Annotated in this window: 13 protein-coding genes and 1 pseudogene; 9 read left to right on the top strand and 5 right to left on the bottom strand. The window is 72.5% G+C overall.

Translation table 11 applies throughout. The annotated features are described in order from the left end of the window. The first annotated feature begins 196 nt into the window (after window positions 1–196). Window positions 197–1426: a cysteine--1-D-myo-inosityl 2-amino-2-deoxy-alpha-D-glucopyranoside ligase gene (mshC, locus tag PUR61_RS09550; protein WP_329877739.1), complete on the top strand. Its 1230-nt coding sequence runs from the start codon at window positions 197–199 to the stop codon at window positions 1424–1426. A 158-nt stretch (window positions 1427–1584) separates the two neighbouring features. On the opposite strand, the gene PUR61_RS09545 is transcribed toward mshC, so the two are convergent. After that, window positions 1585–2535 (bottom strand): PAC2 family protein, encoded by a 951-nt coding sequence (locus PUR61_RS09545; RefSeq protein WP_329877737.1) that lies wholly within the window; start codon window positions 2533–2535, stop codon window positions 1585–1587. A gap of 354 nt (window positions 2536–2889) precedes the next feature. Here PUR61_RS09545 and PUR61_RS09540 point away from each other — a divergent pair, with 354 nt between their 5' ends. Beyond that, window positions 2890–3429, top strand: a complete 540-nt coding sequence (locus PUR61_RS09540) for an SRPBCC family protein (RefSeq protein WP_329877735.1) — start codon at window positions 2890–2892, stop codon at window positions 3427–3429. Window positions 3430–3461: 32 nt separating this feature from the next. Here PUR61_RS09540 and PUR61_RS09535 read toward each other — a convergent pair whose 3' ends face one another. Further along, the gene (locus tag PUR61_RS09535; protein WP_329877733.1) at window positions 3462–4550 is read right to left on the bottom strand and encodes a glycosyl hydrolase family 18 protein; all 1089 of its coding nucleotides are present in this window, start codon (window positions 4548–4550) and stop codon (window positions 3462–3464) included. A 144-nt stretch (window positions 4551–4694) separates the two neighbouring features. On the opposite strand from PUR61_RS09535, the gene metH reads away from it, so the two are divergent. The 3 genes from metH to PUR61_RS09520 all read left to right on the top strand — a co-directional run bounded on the left by metH (window position 4695) and on the right by PUR61_RS09520 (window position 11021). Further along, entirely contained in the window at window positions 4695–8204 is a 3510-nt protein-coding gene (gene metH, locus PUR61_RS09530) for a methionine synthase (RefSeq protein WP_329877731.1), read from the top strand. Window positions 8205–8346: 142 nt separating this feature from the next. Then, complete coding sequence (locus tag PUR61_RS09525; protein WP_329877729.1) at window positions 8347–9051, top strand: HAD family hydrolase; 705 nt, start codon at window positions 8347–8349, stop codon at window positions 9049–9051. Between the two features lie 362 nt (window positions 9052–9413). After that, complete coding sequence (locus PUR61_RS09520) at window positions 9414–11021, top strand: ABC transporter substrate-binding protein (RefSeq protein ID WP_329877727.1); 1608 nt, start codon at window positions 9414–9416, stop codon at window positions 11019–11021. Between the two features lie 66 nt (window positions 11022–11087). Here PUR61_RS09520 and PUR61_RS09515 read toward each other — a convergent pair whose 3' ends face one another. Together PUR61_RS09515 and PUR61_RS09510 are read right to left on the bottom strand one after the other, a co-directional pair. After that, a complete protein-coding gene (locus tag PUR61_RS09515; protein WP_030299918.1) occupies window positions 11088–11759 on the bottom strand; it encodes a response regulator in 672 nt (223 codons plus the stop codon). After that, window positions 11760–12668, bottom strand: coding sequence for a RecB family exonuclease (locus PUR61_RS09510; RefSeq protein ID WP_329877720.1), 909 nt, complete (start codon window positions 12666–12668; stop codon window positions 11760–11762). It abuts the gene before it with no gap. 174 nt (window positions 12669–12842) lie between these two features. On the opposite strand from PUR61_RS09510, the gene PUR61_RS09505 reads away from it, so the two are divergent. The 3 genes from PUR61_RS09505 to PUR61_RS09495 all read left to right on the top strand — a co-directional run bounded on the left by PUR61_RS09505 (window position 12843) and on the right by PUR61_RS09495 (window position 15850). Further along, window positions 12843–14066 (top strand): site-2 protease family protein, encoded by a 1224-nt coding sequence (locus tag PUR61_RS09505; RefSeq protein WP_329877718.1) that lies wholly within the window; start codon window positions 12843–12845, stop codon window positions 14064–14066. Window positions 14067–14133: 67 nt separating this feature from the next. Next, complete coding sequence (locus PUR61_RS09500; RefSeq protein ID WP_329877716.1) at window positions 14134–15093, top strand: tRNA (adenine-N1)-methyltransferase; 960 nt, start codon at window positions 14134–14136, stop codon at window positions 15091–15093. Between the two features lie 97 nt (window positions 15094–15190). Then, a complete protein-coding gene (locus tag PUR61_RS09495) occupies window positions 15191–15850 on the top strand; it encodes a hypothetical protein (protein WP_329877714.1) in 660 nt (219 codons plus the stop codon). Between the two features lie 22 nt (window positions 15851–15872). Here PUR61_RS09495 and PUR61_RS09490 read toward each other — a convergent pair whose 3' ends face one another. Next, window positions 15873–16175 carry a ferredoxin gene (locus PUR61_RS09490; RefSeq protein ID WP_329877712.1) on the bottom strand — a complete coding sequence of 101 codons (303 nt, stop codon included), beginning with the start codon at window positions 16173–16175 and terminating at the stop codon, window positions 15873–15875. Window positions 16176–16458: 283 nt separating this feature from the next. Here PUR61_RS09490 and PUR61_RS09485 point away from each other — a divergent pair. Then, window positions 16459–16816, top strand: a pseudogene (locus PUR61_RS09485) (proteasome ATPase); the annotation flags it as partial.

The following is a 16816-nucleotide window of genomic DNA, read 5'->3' as shown; positions in this document are numbered from 1 at the left end:
CCGGTGGGTCGCGAGCGCCCGGTCGGCGGCAGGGCCGGCCGGGCGCCTCGATCGGACCCCTCCCACCAACGGGCAGGGGTCGTCAAGTCATGCGCACTATCAGTCCAGAACCGCTCAGGCAACGAAAGCAGGCGAATCCAGTCGATCTTCCCGACTGGTTAGGCTTTCAAATGTTCGCGCGGTTAAAGTCATTCCCATGCATGCCTGGCCCGCTTCCGAGGTTCCCGCCCTGCCTGGTCAGGGGCTCCCCCTTCGTATCCACGACACCGCTACGGGTGTCGTCCGGGAGGTCGTGCCGCAGGACGGCGCCGCCCGGATCTACGTCTGCGGCATCACCCCCTACGACGCGACCCACATGGGCCACGCCGCCACCTACAACGCCTTCGACCTGGTGCAGCGCGTGTGGAAGGACGCCGGCCACGACGTCCTGTACGTCCAGAACGTCACCGACGTGGACGACCCGCTGCTGGAGCGCGCCGTCGCCACCGGACAGGACTGGACGGTGCTGGCCGAGCGCGAGACCGCGCTCTTCCGCGAGGACATGACCGCCCTGAGGCTGCTCCCGCCGGCCCACTACATCGGCGCCGTGGAGTCGATCCCGTGGATCGTCCCGCTGGTCCAGAAGCTGCTGGCGAGCGGGGCCGCCTACGAGCTGGACGGCGACATCTACTTCTCCGTCGAGTCCGACCCGCACTTCGGCGAGGTCTCCGGGCTCGCCCGCGAGGCCATGCACCCGGTCTTCGCCGAGCGTGGCGGCGACCCGGACCGCCCCGGCAAGCGCCACCCGCTGGACGCGCTGCTCTGGCTCGCCGCCCGTCCGGGCGAGCCCGCCTGGGACACCGAGCTCGGCCACGGCCGCCCCGGCTGGCACATCGAGTGCGTCGCGATCGCCCTGCAGTACCTGGGGATGTCCTTCGACATCCAGGGCGGCGGCAGCGACCTGTCCTTCCCGCACCACGAGATGGGCGCCGCGCACGCCCAGGTCGCCACCGGCGCCCACCCGTACGCCAAGACGTACGTGCACGCCGGCATGGTCGGCCTGGACGGGCACAAGATGTCGAAGTCCCGCGGCAACCTGGTCTTCGTCTCGGCCCTGCGCCGGGAGGGCGTCGACCCGGCCGCGATCCGCCTCGCCCTGCTCTCGCACCACTACCGCGAGGACTGGGAGTGGACCAAGGCCACCCTGGACGAGGCCGTCGAGCGCCTCGCCCGCTGGCGCGCCGCGGTCAGCCGCCCGGACGGACCGGACGCCGAGCAGCTGCTCACCGAGGTCCGCGCGGCGCTCGCCGAGGACCTGGACGCGCCCGCCGCGCTCGCCGCGGTGGACCGCTGGGCGGAGCGCCAGCAGACCGGGGGCGGGTCCGACATCGGCGCGCCCGGCCTGGTCACCCGCACCGTGGACGCGCTGCTCGGCATCGCGCTGTAGCCGTCGGCCGCTCCGCGGCGCGGGCGTCCGGCCGAGGACGCCACCGCCGCGCGGGCGCGGACTCGTCGAGGGGGTGACGGGACCACGGTCCCGTCACCCCCTCGACGCAGGCGGTGGAGTGCGGTGCGCGGCTGCGCCGACGACCGCGCGGGGAGGTGTCAGTCCTCCTCGGCGCCGTCCTGACTCTCCCGGGAGCCGGGTGACTCCGGCTCGCTCGGGCGCTCCGCCGTGGCGTGCCCGGCGACCGGCTTCTCACCGGTCGGTCCGACGTTCTCCCGCCGCCGCAGGTACCGCTCGAACTCGCGGGCGATCGCGTCGCCCGAGGCCTCCGGCAGGTCGGCGGTGTCCTGGGCCTCCTCCAGCTGCTGGACGTACTCGGCGACCTCGCTGTCCTCGGCGGCCAGCTGGTCCACCCCCAGCTGCCAGGCCCGGGCGTCCTCGCCGAGCTCGCCCGGCGGGATGCGCAGGTCCAGCAGGTCCTCCAGCTTGTTCACCAGCGCGAGGGTCGCCTTCGGGTTGGGGGGCTGCGCGACGTAGTGCGGCACCGCGGCCCAGAGCGTCACCGCCGGCACCCCGGCGTGCGTGCACGCCTCCTGGAGCACCCCGACGATCCCGGTCGGACCCTCGTACCGGCTCTCCTCCAGTTCCAGGCGGCGGGCCAGGTCGGGGTCGGAGGTGACCCCGCTGACCGGTACCGGGCGGCTGTGCGGGGTGTCGCCGAGCAGGGCGCCCAGGATCACGACCAGCTCGACCCCGAGCTCGTGCGCGAAGTTGAGCAGCTCGTTGCAGAACGAGCGCCAGCGCATGCTGGGCTCGATGCCGCGCACCAGCACGACGTCCCGGGTGGTCGGCTCGGTCACCCGGATCACCGAGAGCCGGGTGGTGGGCCAGGTGATCCGGCGGACGCCGCCGTCCAGCCAGACCGTGGGCCGGTTGACCTGGAAGTCGTAGTAGTCCTCCGCGTCGAGGGCGGCGAAGACCTTGCCGCCCCAGGTCTCGTCCAGATGCGCCAGTGCCGCGGAGGCGGCGTCGCCCGCATCGTTCCACCCCTCGAAGGCGCAGACCATCACCGGGTCGATCAACTCGGGAACATCTTCCAGCTCGATCACCCAGCGTCTCCCTCCGGTCGGCTGCCGCCGCCCCATCCGGCCGTGCCCGGATGCCGGCGGGCCGGATGCCGACGGTCGAACCTCTCGTCACCCATGGAACGCCTCGCTCCATGGTCCCTACCTGCCCAGCCTACGGGCTTTGAAGCCCCGTTCCGGCGGGCACCGGGACAGTCTGGGGGAGGCGGGCGCCACGATCCAGCGGTTATCCCGCCGCTCGCCCGTTCCCCGGCCGGCCCCTCCTCCCTCCGCTCGTCCGGGTGGTCGCCGCGCTGCCCGGCTGCCGCGGCGCGCCCGCCCGGCGGTGCGGCGCGATGATGGAGGCGGGGCCGGTCGCGGGGCGTGAGGAGCCGACGGATGAACGGACGGCTGTGGACCGGTGCCGGCGTGGTGCTGGCGACCGGTGCCGGTGCGGTACTGGCGACGCTGGCCGCCGGTCGGAGGCTGCCGGTGGAGCACGTCAGCGAGGGCGGTCTGGAGCTGACCCAGTCGCCCGGCGCGGTCTGGGAGGTGCTGACCGACCTCGGCCTCCACCCGGCCTGGCGCCGGGGCCTGGCCCACGTCGAGGTCCTGCCCGCGACCGCCGACGGCCTGGCCCGCTGGCGCGAGTACGGCCGGCACGGGCACACCACCTACGAGGTGCTGGAGAGCGAGGCCCCGCACCGCCTGGTGACCGGGATCGCGGACCGCGACCTCCCGTACGGCGGCACCTGGACGTACCGGCTGACGCCGGTCGGCGGGGGCTGCACGCTGACCGTCACCGAACACGGCGAGGTCTACGGACCGTTCTACCGGGCCGTCCTGCACTACGTGACGGGCGAGGACGCCACCGTCCGCCGCTTCCTGGGCGACCTGGCCCACCGGATGGCCGCCCCGCTCCCCGCCTCGCCGGCCTGAGGCCGGGGGCCCGTACGGGCCCCCGGCCCCGCTCAGCGGACCCAGTGGCGCCGGTAGTCCGTCCAGTTCTGCTCGGTCGCGGCGAAGTCCACGTACAGCCCGACACCGAAGTTCTGCCGGTCGAGGTCGTACCGGCCCAGGCCCAGCCGGATGCCCCGGATGCCGGCGGTCACCGTCTCGGCGCGACCCCAGTGGCCCCACTTGTCCTCCCAGTAGAACGGCAGGCCCATCAGCAGGTCCACGTCCTCCGGGGTGGCCTCCAGCGCGAGCTCGGTCTGGTAGGCGTTGTAGCCGCCGTACAGCGACTCGGTCGGCATGCTGGAGTCGTACGTCATCACGGCGACCTGGTCGACCCGGCGGGCGGTCTCGGCGAAATAGGCCTGATCCCACCACTTGCCGTGGTCGGTGAACGCGATGGCCACGTTGTGCTGGTAAGGCAGCGGATCGATCTGCGGGACGGCCACCGAGAGCCTGGTGCCGCGTTCGGCCGTGACCGGGCGGACCTGGTCGAGCAGGGCGAGCCAGCCCTTCGAACCGGGCCGGATCGGCTCCATGTCGAAGTGCACGCCGTCGAAGCCGAGATCGAGCACCTGGCGGGCGGAGGCGGTGACCCGGTCCCGGGTGGGGGCGTCCTCCAGGTCCAGCGCGTCCTTCTCGGGCTTGACCTCGTCGCCCAGCCAGCTCTGCACCCGGATTCCGGGCAGTGCCCGGTGCGCCTCCTCGGTGAACCAGCGGGCCCGGGGGTGCACGGAGGTCGGCAGGGAGCCGTCGTGCTCCAGCGGGCCGGTGTGCACGTACAGGTCCCGGATGCCGGTTCCGGCCAGCCGCCGGGCGAGCGCGGCGATGTCCGCGTCACCCTTCCGGCCGTCGACCCAGGCGTGGCCGAGCCAGACCGCGTCGCGACCGCGGGTACGTGCCTCGGGCGACGGGTCGCCGACGTACTGGAGGCGCAGCGCGAGGGCCGCCGATCCGATCGGCACCACCACGACGGCCAGCGCCACCAGCGCCGTTGCCAGCGACTTCCGCCATCGGGACCAGCTCCGCCAGCGGACGCGCAGCGCCCGGGCCCAGGCGGCGGGAACCGCCCCGATCCGACCTGCACGTGTCCGGAATCCACCCATAGCGTCGCTCTCCCCTCGCGGACGAGGGCTCAGGATACGAAATGGGTGCTCTGCTCCCAGCGGGGGCCGGATACCCTGGCCACGTGCGTCCCCGACTCAGCGGGTGCGCAAAGCCGACAGCCGTCGCACCCAGGGAGAAGCCCCATGGCCACTGCAGCCGACCCGTCCGTCACCCAGCAGAGCCGCGCGAACGCGCTGCGTGAGGCACTGGCCACCCGTGTGGTGGTCGCCGACGGGGCGATGGGCACCATGCTCCAGGCCCAGGACCCGACGCTGGAGGACTTCCAGGACCTGGAGGGCTGCAACGAGGTCCTCAACCTGACCCGGCCCGACATCGTCCGCTCCGTCCACGACGCGTACTTCGCGGTGGGCGTGGACTGCGTGGAGACCAACACCTTCGGCGCCAACCACTCGGCGCTCGGCGAGTACGACATCCCGGAGCGGGTCTTCGAGCTCTCCGAGGCCGGGGCCCGCATCGCCCGCGAGGCCGCCGACCAGCACACCGGGACCGACGGCCGGACCCGCTGGGTGCTCGGCTCGATCGGCCCCGGCACCAAGCTGCCGACCCTCGGCCACGCCCCGTACGCGACGCTCCGCGAGGGCTTCCGGCAGAACGCGGCGGGCCTGATCGCCGGCGGTGCGGACGCCCTGCTGGTGGAGACCAGCCAGGACCTGCTGCAGACCAAGGCCGCGATCCTGGGTTCCAAGGCCGCCCTCGCAGACGCGGGCCTCGACCTCCCGGTGCTGGTCCAGGTGACCGTGGAGACCACCGGCACCATGCTGCTGGGCTCCGAGATCGGAGCCGCGCTGACCGCGCTGGAGCCGCTCGGCGTCGACTACATCGGTCTGAACTGCGCCACCGGCCCGGCCGAGATGAGCGAGCACCTGCGGTACCTGGCCAAGAACGCGCGGATCGGCCTCTCCTGCATGCCGAACGCCGGTCTGCCGGTGCTGGGCAAGGACGGCGCGCACTACCCGCTGAGCCCGGCCGAGCTGGCCGACGCGCACGACGTCTTCACCCGCGAGTACGGGCTGTCGCTGGTCGGCGGCTGCTGCGGCACCACCCCCGAGCACCTGCGCCAGGTGGTCGAGCGGGTTCAGGGCCGGCCGGTCACCGTGCGCGACCCGCGTCCCGAGCCCTCGGCGGCCTCGCTCTACCAGGCGGTGCCCTTCCGCCAGGACACCTCGTACCTGGCGATCGGCGAGCGCACCAACGCCAACGGTTCGAAGAAGTTCCGCGAGTCGATGCTGGCCGGCGACTGGCAGGCCTGCGTGGAGATCGCCCGGGACCAGATCCGGGACGGCTCGCACCTGCTGGACCTCTGCGTGGACTACGTCGGCCGCGACGGCGTCGCCGACATGAAGGAGATCGCCGGCCGGCTGGCGACGGCCTCCACCCTGCCGATCGTGCTGGACTCCACCGAGCCGGAGGTGCTGCGCGCCGGTCTGGAGTCGCTCGGCGGGCGCGCCCTGCTGAACTCGGTGAACTACGAGGACGGCGACGGCCCGGACACCCGCTTCGGGCGGATCGCCTCGCTGGCCCGCGAGCACGGCGCCGGCCTGATCGCGCTGACCATCGACGAGGAGGGCCAGGCCCGCACCGCCGACAAGAAGGTCGAGATCGCCGAGCGGCTGATCGCCCAGCTCACCACCGAGTACGGCATCGACGAGGGCTCGATCCTGGTCGACTGCCTGGCGTTCACCCTGGGCACCGGGCAGGAGGAGTCCCGCCGCGACGGCATCGAGACCATCGAGGCGATCCGCGAGCTCAAGCGCCGCCACCCGGACGTGCAGACCACCCTCGGCCTGTCCAACATCTCCTTCGGCCTCAGTCCGGCCGCCCGTATGGTGATCAACTCGGTCTTCCTGAACGAGTGCGTCGAGGCGGGCCTGGACTCGGCGATCGTGCACGCCTCCAAGATCGTGCCGATGGCCCGGATCCCCGAGGACCAGCGCGAGGTCGCCCTCGACCTGGTCTACGACCGCCGCAGCGAGGGCTACGACCCGCTGCAGAAGCTGCTCCGGCTCTTCGAGGGCGTCTCCTCGGCCTCCGTCCGGGCGTCCAAGGCGGAGGAGCTGGCCGCGCTTCCGCTGGAGGAGCGCCTGCAGCGGCGGATCATCGACGGCGAGCGGAACGGCCTGGAGGCCGACCTCGACGAGGCGCTGACGGAGCGCCCGGCGCTGGAGATCGTCAACAGCACGCTGCTGGCCGGCATGAAGGTGGTCGGCGAGCTGTTCGGCTCCGGCCAGATGCAGCTGCCGTTCGTGCTCCAGTCCGCCGAGGTGATGAAGACCGCGGTGGCGCACCTGGAGCCGCACATGGAGAAGTCCGACGACGAGGGCAAGGGCACCATCGTGCTGGCCACCGTCAAGGGCGACGTCCACGACATCGGCAAGAACCTGGTCGACATCATCCTGTCCAACAACGGCTACAACGTGGTCAACCTGGGCATCAAGCAGCCGGTCTCGGCGATCCTGGACGCCGCGCAGGAGCACCGGGCCGACGTCATCGGGATGTCCGGCCTGCTGGTGAAGTCCACCGTGATCATGAAGGAGAACCTGGAGGAGCTGAACCAGCGCAAGCTGGCGGCCGACTACCCGGTGATCCTCGGCGGTGCCGCGCTCACCCGCGCCTACGTCGAGCAGGACCTGCACGAGATCTACGAGGGCGAGGTCCGCTACGCCCGGGACGCCTTCGAGGGCCTGCGGCTGATGGACGCGCTGATCGCGGTCAAGCGCGGTGTGCCGGGTGCCACCCTGCCGGAGCTGAAGCAGCGCCGGCACGCACGGGTGGAGGTCGAGGAGCCCGAGGAGGTCAACCTCGGCCAGATCCGCTCGGACGTCGCCGTCGACAACCGGGTGCCCGAGCCGCCGTTCTGGGGCGACCGGATCGTCAAGGGCGTGCCGTTCGCCGACTACGCGAGCTGGCTGGACGAGGACGCCCTGTTCAAGGGCCAGTGGGGCCTGAAGGCCGCCCGGAGCGGGGACGGCCCCTCGTACGAGGAGCTGGTGGAGACCGAGGGCCGGCCGCGGCTGCGGATGTGGCTGGACCGGCTGCAGACCGAGGGCTGGCTGGAGGCGGCCGTCATCTACGGCTTCTACCCGGCCAACTCCAAGGGCGACGACCTGATCGTCTTCCACGAGGACGGCACCGAGCGGACCCGCTTCACCTTCCCGCGCCAGCGGCGCGGGCGCCGGCTCTGCCTGGCCGACTTCTTCCGCCCGGAGGAGTCCGGGGTCCGCGACGTGCTCGGCCTCCAGGTGGTCACCATGGGCAACCGGATCTCCGAGGCGGCCAACGAGCTGTTCGCCGACAACTCCTACCGCGACTACCTGGAACTGCACGGCCTCTCCGTCCAGCTGGCCGAGGCGCTGGCCGAGTTCTGGCACGCCCGGGTCCGCTTCGAGCTGGGCTTCGGCGACGAGGACCCGCAGGACGTCCGGGACATGTTCGCGCTGAAGTACCGGGGCGCGCGGTTCTCCCTCGGCTACGGGGCGTGCCCGGAGCTGGAGGACCGCGCCAAGATCGCCGACCTGCTGAAGCCCGAGCGGATCGGCGTGGTCCTCTCCGAGGAGTTCCAGCTGCACCCGGAGCAGTCCACCGACGCGATCGTGATCCACCACCCGGAGGCCAAGTACTTCAACGCGCGGTAATCCGGATGCTGCGCAGCGTTCGCCCGATCCGGAGGGGCCGGGCGTATCCTTGATGATCCTGAACGGGCCGGTCCGCTCACCAGCGGGCCGGCCTGTGTCATCCCCGGAGCCGATCCGGGGGCACGGACGGAAGGATCCCGCCATGACCACCATCTCCACCGCCATCCAGACCCTCGATCCGGGCGACGGGCAGGGCCTGCAGGCGGTGCTGCTGGACATGGACGGAACGCTGGTGGACACCGAGGACTACTGGTGGCAGGCGGAGGCCTCGCTCTTCGCCGAGCTCGGTTACGCGCTCGACGAGAAGGACCGTGCGCAGGTGGTCGGCGGCCCGATGAGCCGGGTGATCGACTACCTGCTCGCCACCACGGGCGTGGACCTCGCACCGGCCGACCTGACCGTGCTGATCAACCAGCGGTTCGTGGACCTGCTGGCCGGCGGGGTGCCGCTGATGCCGGGTGCGGAGCGGCTGCTCAACACGCTCGCCGCGCACGGCGTCCCGGCCGCCCTGGTCTCCGCCTCCCACCGGCACATCATCGACATCGTGCTGCGCTCGCTGGGCGCCGAGCACTTCGCCTTCACGGTCGCTGGGGACGAGGTGCCGCGCACCAAGCCGCACCCGGACCCGTACCTGGAGGCGGCGCGCCGGCTGGGCGCCGATCCGGCCCGCTGCGTGGTGGTGGAGGACGCGCCGACCGGGGTGCGCGCGGCCGAGGCGGCCGGCTGTCCCGTGATCGCGGTGCCCTCGGTGGCGGCTATCGAGCCGGCGCCCGGCCGGCTGGTGCTGTCGTCGCTGGAGCAGGTCGACCTGGAGCTGCTCCGCTCCCTCGTCGCCTCGCGGGTGTGATTGTCGTCTCATTGCGGATGAGCACTACCGGCCGGTAGTCGGTCCGGACCGGCTCCGGCCCTCGACGGCCCGGGGAGAAAACGGGCATTGGCTGACAACTCGCAGGACGGCCCTGTCCGGTGCCGTCCCCCCGTGTCCCAACTGTCACCTGTGGGGGTATCGGGGGTGTGTGTTCGATATGGCACGCTACTCCAGTTCGTTCCCCACCCCCGAGCCCAGGCACCGCCGCTGACGGGCAACCCCGTCCTGCCCGCGGTCGCACGGGCGCCCGGCTCGCGCGCGCGCCCCTCCGCAACCCAGGAGGCAACCGGCTCGCGGGCCCCCGGCCCTCCGGCCGGACCGCACCCCGAAGGACGCGACCCGTGAAGACTTCAGCTGAACGACTGGCCGTGCTCGGCTGCGCCGGACTCGTGGCCGCCTCGGTGGCCGGCTGCGGCTCGGTGACCGACGCCGTCAAGGGGGACGGCGACAAGGCGATCACCATGGGCACCACCTCGGTGACCAACGCCCTGGACCCGGCCGGCGCGTACGACGCCGGCTCCTGGCTGCTGCTGCGCAACACCTTCCAGTCGCTGCTCAGCTACCCGGCCGCCTCCAGCGCGCCCGGCCCGGACGCCGCCCAGTCCTGCGAGTTCACCGCGGGCGAGGCCACCCAGTACCGCTGCACGCTGAAGTCCGGCCTGAAATTCTCCAACGGGCACGCGCTCACCGCCGCCGACGTGGTCTTCTCGATCCAGCGGACGCTGAAGATCAACGACCAGAGCGGCCCGGCCGGGCTGCTCTCCTCGATCAAGTCGGTCGAGGCCAAGGGTGACACCGAGGTGGTCTTCCACCTCGGCCAGCCCGACGCCACCCTCCCGGCCAAGCTGGCCGGTCCGGCCGGCGCCATCGTCGACCAGGAGGTCTTCCCGGCCGACAAGCTGCTCGGCAACGACAAGCTGGTCGGCTCCGGCCCGTACAAGATCGACTCGATCGAGCCGATGGCCGGCGGCACCGGCGGCCCGGGCAAGGTCGTGCTGTCGCCCAACGACAAGTACACCGGCGACGCCAAGCTGCGGAACAAGAAGTTCACCCTGCGGTACTTCGACAAGCCCGCCGACCTCAAGGCCTCGCTGGACAAGGGCGAGGTCGACCTCGCCGACAACAGCCTGGAGCCCAACACCGCCGCCCAGATCCTCTCCGACCAGCAGGGCGGCAAGACCGACCTGCGCGTCGTCGAGGGGGACAGCAGCGACACCCGCTACCTGGTCTTCAACACCAAGGACCCGGTCGGCGGCAACGTCGCCGTCCGGCAGGCCGCCGCCCAGCTGGTCGACCGCAAGGCCCTGGCCCGCGACGTCTTCGCCCGCACCGTCCAGCCGCTCTACTCGATGGTCCCGGCCGGCGTCAGCGGCCACAACACGGCCTTCTTCGACCGCTACGGCGACCAGGACGTCACCAAGGCGAAGGCGATCCTCACCACCGCCAAGGTCCAGACGCCGGTCAAGATCACCCTCACCTGGTCGCGCTCGCGCGCCGAGGGCGCCGAGTCCGAGACGCTGAAGAAGCAGCTGGAGGCCGGCGGCCTGTTCCAGGTGACCGTCCAGCACGAGCCCGACTGGGACGCCTTCAAGAAGGGCTGGGCCGAGGGCAAGTACCAGATGTACACGATCGGCTGGTTCGCCGACTACCCGGACCCGGACAACTACGTCGCCCCGCTGGTCGTCGAGGGCGGCGCCTACCACCACGGCTGGGACGACCCGCAGATCAGCCAGAAGCTCGTGCCGGACACCCTCAAGCAGGCCGACCGCGCCGCCGCGACGACGGCCTACGGCCAGATCCAGGGCATCGTGGCCACGAACGCCCCGCTGATCCCGCTGTTCCAGAACAAGTCGTTCTTCGCCTCCCGCTCCAACATCACCGGCGTGGAGTCGACCGTCGACACCACCGGCTTCTTCCGCTTCTGGGAGATCGGCCGGGTCGGCAAGTAGCCCCCGTACGGGGAGGCCCGGCCGCCCCCCCAGCGGGGGAGCGGCCGGGCCTCCGGCACGTCCGGGTCAGAGCGCGCCGGGACGGACCAGCCCGCTCTCGTACGCGTACACCGCCGCCTGCACCCGGTCGCGCAGCTGCAGCTTGGTCAGCACGTGGCCGACGTGCGTCTTCACCGTCGTCTCGCTGACGAACAGCTCCGCGGCGATCTCCGCGTTCGACAGCCCGCGCGCCACCAGCTTCAGCACCTCCAGCTCCCGCTCGGTCAGCGCGTTCAGCGCCTGCGGCGGGGCCTCCTCACCGGAGGGCAGCTTGGTGGCGTACATGTCCAGCAGCCGCCGGGTGATCGACGGCGCCAGCATCGCCGCACCGTCCGCCACCACCCGGATCGCCTGCACCAGCTCCTCGGCCGGCACGTCCTTCAGCAGGAAGCCGCTCGCACCCGCGCGCAGCGCCTCCACCACGTACTCGTCCAGGTCGAAGGTGGTCAGCACCAGCACCTTGGCCGGGCCGTCCCGCCCCGGACCGGCGATCCGGCGGGTCGCCTCCACGCCGTCCATCCGCGGCATCCGGATGTCCATCAGCACCACGTCGGGCTGCAGCGCCCGGACCTGGTCCAGGGCCTGCTGGCCGTCGCCGGCCTCGCCGACCACCACCAGGTCGGACTCGGCCTCCAGGATCATCCGGAAACCGGTGCGGAGCAGCGGCTGGTCGTCGACCAGCAGCACTCGGATCGTCACCTAGGACTCCTTGCTCATCGGATCCCCCGTGGGATCGTCCTCGTCAGACGTGCGCGCCAGCGGCAGCGGGTACGGCGGGGGCGTGCCGCCGAACTCCGGGCAGCTGGCCTGGTGGTCGCACCAGCCGCAGAGCCGGTTGCGGGTCGCCGGGAAGTCACCGGTCGCCACCGCGTGGCCGATCCGCTCCCACAGCGCCAGCAGCTTGCGCTCCACCGCGAGCAGGTCGGCCTCGTCCGGGTCGTAGCTGACCACGTCCCCGCCGCCGCCCAGGTAGACCAGCTGCAGCCGCCGGGGGATCACGCCCTTCCACCGCCAGACCACCAGCGCGTAGAACTTCATCTGGAACATCGCCTTGCCCTCGAAGTCGCGCGAGGGCGCCCGGCCGGTCTTGTAGTCGACCAGCCGCACCTCGCCGGTGGGGGCGACGTCCACCCGGTCGATGTAGCCGCGCAGCAGCAGCCCGGAGTCCAGCGCCGTCTCCACGTAGAGCTCGCGCTCCACCGGATGCAGCCGGGTCGGGTCCTCCAGTCGGAACCACTGGGCGAGCAGCTTCTCGGCGTCGGCCAGCCAGAGGGTCAGCGCCGCGCCGTCCGGGTCCTCCGGGAAGAGGCCGGACAGCTCCGGGCGCTCGCCCAGCAGCCGCTCCCACTGCGGGCGCAGCAGGCCCAGGGCCCGCTCCGGCGTCCGCTCGGCCGCCGGGCTGTCGAACAGCCGCTCCAGCACCGCGTGCACCAGGGTGCCCCTGGTCGCCGCCGAGCTCGGCGGCTCCGGGAGCCGGTCGATCACCCGCAGCCGGTACAGCAGCGGGCAGGTCAGGAAGTCCCCCGCGCGGGACGGGGACAGGCCGGTCGGGGGCGCCGCCGGGCGGGGCGCGACCACCTCGGCGCTGCTGGTGTCGGTCTGCTGCATACCCCGACCCTATTGCCCTGCGCCGTCATCCCGCTGCCACGGTGCTGCCGGAACCCGCCACGGGGTATGAGGCAGGGAGAAGCGAGGGGCGCGCGGCGCCCGGCCGTCCCGATCACGTAGCGTGGGCGCACCGGCGTGAGGCGCGGCGCGGGGGAGACGGACGAAGGGACACCGGTGAGCGACAGCAGGGGGCAGCAGACCTCCGACCAGCCACCGCACGGCGGCGGCAACCGTCCCGGAGCCCCGCCGTCCGAGGACCCGGAGCCCCGCGGCGGCATCCTGGTGGGCCGCCCCTTCGGCGTCCCGGTGTACGTCACCCCGTCCTGGTTCGTCATCGCCGCGCTGATCACCTGGGTCTTCGGCGGCCAGCTCGACCGAGTCCTGCCCGAGCTCGGCGGCGCCCGCTACCTCGTCGCGTTCTCCTTCGCGGTCGCGTTCTACGGCTCCGTCCTGGTGCACGAGCTGGCCCACACGCTGGTCGCGCTCCGCTACCGGCTCGGTGTCCGCCGCATCCAGCTCCAGTTCTTCGGCGGCGTCTCCGAGATCGAGAAGGAGGCCGAGAGCCCCGGGCGCGAGTTCTGGCTCGCCTTCGTCGGACCGCTGCTCTCGCTGGTCCTGGGCGGTCTCTTCTTCCTCGCGCTCCAGGCCGTCGAGTTGACCACCGTCCCCGGGGTGCTGCTCACCGGCCTGATGGTCTCCAACCTCGTCGTCGCCGCCTTCAACCTGCTGCCCGGCCTGCCGCTGGACGGCGGCCGGATGCTGCGCGCCGCAGTCTGGGCGGCCACCGGCCGCCCGATGGCCGGCACCGTCGCGGCCGCCTGGGCCGGCCGCGGCCTGGCCGTCGCCGTGCTGATCGGGCTGCCCCTGGTCAGCGCCGCCCGCGACCTCGAACGCAGCCGCACCGACACCATGATCGACGCCGTCCTGGCCGCCGTCCTGGCCGCCGTCATCTGGAACGGCGCCGGCGGCGCCCTGCGCAACGCCCGGCTCAAGGAGGTCCTGCCCGGGCTGCGGCTGCGCGACCTCGCCCGCCGGACCGTCGAGGTCACCGCCGACACCCCGCTCGGCGAGGCCATGCGCCGCGCCGGCGAGGCCGGGGCCGGTGCCGTCGTCGTGGTCGACGGGCGCGGCGACCCGATCGCCATCGTCCGGGAGTCCGCCGTCCGGGGCATCCCCGAGCACCGCCGTCCCTGGGTCGCCGTCGGCCCGCTCGCCCGCGACCTCGAACCCGGCCTGCGGCTCTCCGCCGACCTCGCCGGCGAGGACCTGCTGCGTGCCGTCCGGGCGACCCCGGCCGGCGAGTACCTGGTCGTCGAGGAGGACGGCCGGGTGTACGGGGTGGCCGCGCTCACCGACATCGAACAGCGTCTGACCGCGGCGGTCACCGGCCGGTCCTGACCGCGCCGCCGGGGCCGACGATCACCCCGGTCGGGCGGGGCCGTCCGCTTCCCTTAGGATTGTCCGCATGTCCGAACCGACCGGTGCCACCCGCCGACGCGGGCCCTTCCAGGTCGGGGACCAGGTCCAGCTGACCGACCCCAAGGGCCGCCACTACACGTTCACGCTCCAGGCCGGGAACCAGTTCCACACCCACAAGGGTGCGTTCCCCCACGACGAGCTGATCGGCGCCCCCGAGGGCACGGTCGTGCGCACCACGGGGAACGTCCCGTACCTCGCGCTGCGCCCCCTGCTCCCCGACTACGTCCTGTCCATGCCGCGCGGCGCCGCCGTGATCTACCCCAAGGACGCGGGGCAGATCCTGGCGATGGCCGACATCTTCGCGGGCGCCCGCGTGGTGGAGGCCGGCGTCGGATCCGGCGCGCTCTCCACCTACCTGCTGCGCGCCGTCGGAGACACCGGCATGCTCGCCTCCTACGAGCGCCGGCAGGACTTCGCCGACATCGCCAAGGGCAACGTCGAGCGCTACTTCGGCGGGCCCCACCCGGCGTGGAAGCTCACCGTCGGCGACCTCCAGGACAACCTGGTCGAGGCCGACGTCGACCGCGTCATCCTGGACATGCTCGCCCCCTGGGAGTGCCTGGACGTCGCCTCCAAGGCGCTCGTCCCCGGTGGCCTCATCTGCTGCTACGTGGCCACCACCACGCAGATGTCCAAGACCGTCGAGGCGCTGCGCGAGCACGGCACCTTCACCGAGCCGCAGGCGTGGGAGACCATGGTCCGCACCTGGCACCTGGAGGGCCTGGCGGTCCGCCCGGACCACCGGATGATCGGTCACACCGGCTTCCTGCTCACCTCCCGCCGGCTGGCCGACGGCGTCGAGCCGCCGCTGCGCCGCCGCCGCCCGGCCAAGGGCGCCTACGGCGAGGACTACGACAACGGGTCGCCCGAGCGCTCGTTGCAGGAGCGCGCCGCGGCCCGCGCCGCAGCCCGTACCGAGACCGACGGTCCGACCGACCTCGGCTAGCACTCCGTCGAAGGGGCGGTACGCGTCGTCGTACCGCCCCTTCGCGCTGCCCGGAGGGGCACCCCGGGCCCTCCGACGGCCGCCCCGGTGTGGGACGATGCTCGCTCACACAGACCACTGGAGGGGACGCCTGGTGGAGACCGCGGTCGGGACGACGGCTGGACAGCACACTTCCGGACGGCCGGGCCCCGGAGGCGGCACCGCGCCCGGCCGGGCCGGGACCGCCCCCTGGCACTGGGCCCTCACCGTCGCCGGCTGCGCCGCCGTGGTGGCGGCGGCACTCGCCGCCGCCCCCGCGACCGGGACCCCCGGCCCGGCCCGGCCGACCCCGAAGGCCCTTCCGGCCGCCGTCGCCCCCGACCCGGCCGCGGCCGAACTCCCCCTGGACTGCGGACCGTTCCCGGTCAAGATCGCCATCAGCTTCGCCGCCGACCTGGGTGACGGCCGGCCCGGCACCGTCGTCGCCGCGCACTGCGCGGCCGAGAACGGCACCCCGCCGGACGCCGTCTACCTGCTCGGCCCCGGCCCCGCCGGCGGCCGACCCGTCGTCCTGGCCACCCTGCTGTCGGAGCGTGAGAACCTCACGGTCGGCCGGCTGGCGCTGCGCAGCGACGGGGCCGTGACCGGCCACGCCCAGGGCTACTCCGGTGACGACGTGCCGCGCTTCGAACCGGACATCTCACTCGACCTCACCTGGACGCGCAAGGGCGGCGGCTGGGACCGTTCCCAGACCGCCGCCCCGCTCAGCCGGACCTGAACTCCGCCAGGACCGGGGGCGCCTACTCCGCGTCCGGGCCGTACACCTCGACCCGGTCGGCGGCCCGGCGGACGTGGATGCAGTCGCCCGGGCAGTCCTTCACCGAGTCCACCACGTCCTGAAGGAGCGTCAGCGGCACCGGCACCGTCTCGCCGGGCTGCTGGCGCAACTCGTCGTCGGCGCCCTTCACATAGGCCAGGCCGTCGATGTCCAGTTCGAAGACCTCGGGCGCGTACTGCGCGCAGATGCCGTCGCCGGTGCACAGATCCTGGTCGATCCAGACCTCCAGTGGTCCGGTCTCCGTCTCCGACTCGCTCACCGACATGCTTTTCCGCCGTTTCTGTCCCGGGACGTCCCCGCGCGGGGCATTCCCGCCATTCGTACAACGATCGGACCTCAGGCAGCGGTCGCGATCGGATATCGACTCGATCGACGATACATCTGGTCCGCTTTGGCCGGTGCGCGGTGGGTATCCCCCTAGCAGAGGGGAAGCACGCGAGGGCGAAGATCGGACACGCCCGTTCCATCTTTCTTGATCTAGGGGTTTACGGACCCCTGGTCCCAGGTAGGGTCTGGAAGCGTCCAGCTCCCCGGAGGAGGTGAGGACCGTGGCAGCCCACGATGACGACTACAACCGCAGCACCGGCAGGCCCGCTCGTGGTTCCGACGAGACCGCTCAGGTCTCGTACCTTGAGCAGGAAATCGCCGTCCTGCGCCGCAAGCTCGCCGACTCGCCGCGCAATTCGAGAGTCCTCGAAGAGCGGATCGTCGAGCTCCAGACCAACCTGGCCGGCGTGACCGCCCAGAACGAACGGCTCGCCTCCACCCTGCGAGAGGCCCGCGACCAGATCGTGGCCCTCAAGGAGGAAGTGGACCGGCTGGCACAGCCCCCGGCCGGATTCGGTGTCTTCCTCAGCCAGAACGAGGACGGCACCGCCGACATCTTCACCGGTGGCCGCAAGCTCC

The sequence above is a fragment of the Streptomyces sp. BE20 genome (assembly GCF_036322525.1).
GTDB lineage: Bacteria > Actinomycetota > Actinomycetes > Streptomycetales > Streptomycetaceae > Kitasatospora.
The sequence above is the reverse complement of the archived record's forward strand: the minus strand, read 5'-3'. Positions and strand labels throughout refer to the sequence as shown.

Excerpts from the sequence above, each read along its gene's own strand:
- mshC (WP_329877739.1), top strand. The coding sequence starts at position 197 with ATGCATGCCTGGCCCGCTTCCGAGGTTCCCGCCCTGCCTGGTCAGGGG.
- PUR61_RS09540 (WP_329877735.1), top strand. The coding sequence starts at position 2,890 with ATGAACGGACGGCTGTGGACCGGTGCCGGCGTGGTGCTGGCGACCGGT.
- PUR61_RS09535 (WP_329877733.1), bottom strand. The coding sequence starts at position 4,550 with ATGGGTGGATTCCGGACACGTGCAGGTCGGATCGGGGCGGTTCCCGCC.
- metH (WP_329877731.1), top strand. The coding sequence starts at position 4,695 with ATGGCCACTGCAGCCGACCCGTCCGTCACCCAGCAGAGCCGCGCGAAC.
- PUR61_RS09525 (WP_329877729.1), top strand. The coding sequence starts at position 8,347 with ATGACCACCATCTCCACCGCCATCCAGACCCTCGATCCGGGCGACGGG.
- PUR61_RS09510 (WP_329877720.1), bottom strand. The coding sequence starts at position 12,668 with ATGCAGCAGACCGACACCAGCAGCGCCGAGGTGGTCGCGCCCCGCCCG.
- PUR61_RS09500 (WP_329877716.1), top strand. The coding sequence starts at position 14,134 with ATGTCCGAACCGACCGGTGCCACCCGCCGACGCGGGCCCTTCCAGGTC.
- PUR61_RS09495 (WP_329877714.1), top strand. The coding sequence starts at position 15,191 with ATGCTCGCTCACACAGACCACTGGAGGGGACGCCTGGTGGAGACCGCG.
- PUR61_RS09490 (WP_329877712.1), bottom strand. The coding sequence starts at position 16,175 with ATGTCGGTGAGCGAGTCGGAGACGGAGACCGGACCACTGGAGGTCTGG.